This is a genomic window from Micromonospora sp. M51 (assembly GCF_018070305.1).
Lineage (GTDB): Bacteria > Actinomycetota > Actinomycetes > Mycobacteriales > Micromonosporaceae > Micromonospora > Micromonospora parva.
Genome location: NZ_JAGPXZ010001456.1, coordinates 1 through 528 on the forward strand (window position 1 = coordinate 1; position 528 = coordinate 528).

The 528-nt window shown below is 72.2% G+C and carries 1 protein-coding gene and 1 pseudogene; both read right to left on the reverse strand.

Going from position 1 to position 528, the window contains the following annotated elements:
• A pseudogene (locus KBX53_RS35415) lies at positions 1 to 265 on the reverse strand (ATP/GTP-binding protein); the annotation flags it as partial.
• A partial coding sequence (locus tag KBX53_RS35420) for a DUF742 domain-containing protein (protein ID WP_210864080.1) occupies positions 243 to 528 on the reverse strand: 286 nt, incomplete at its 5' end. The gene KBX53_RS35420 and the pseudogene KBX53_RS35415, both read right to left, overlap by 23 nt.

A 528-nucleotide genomic window follows, 5' to 3' on the forward strand; every position in this document is an offset into this window, starting at 1 on the left:
CCACGGTGGTGGTCTTACCCACCCCGAACCCGCCGGCGATCAGGATCTTGACCGGGATCGGCGGTGCGGCCGGCCTACCGACCGGAGGCGGCACCGACCCCTGCTCCGAGGAGGGCCGGTATGGCGGCGGTGCGGTCGGCGGTGGCCCGGCCCGACCGACTATCGGCCCGGTGCCCGAAGACATGCCGTAACGCGCGGTGGCGCTGTTCGCGGCGACCCCGCCGAGCGGGGCGGCCGGCCATTCAGGAGATCGCACGGAGTCCATCAATCACTCGCAGGATGAGATCGGGGTCGACAGCGTCGTCGGTGTCGGTGACGTGCACGTCCAGGTGCCCGGCGGCGCGCAGGTCGCCGACCAGGACCCGGACCACGCCGAAGTGCAGTCGGGCGCGGGCCGAGATCTCGGCCACCGAGATCGGCTCGACGCACAACGCGATGATCGTCTGAAGTTCCGGTGCCAGCAGGGCCCCGGTCGGGCCGCCCCACCCGGGGCTGTCCATGCGAATGGTCACCTGGGTCTCCAGCCCG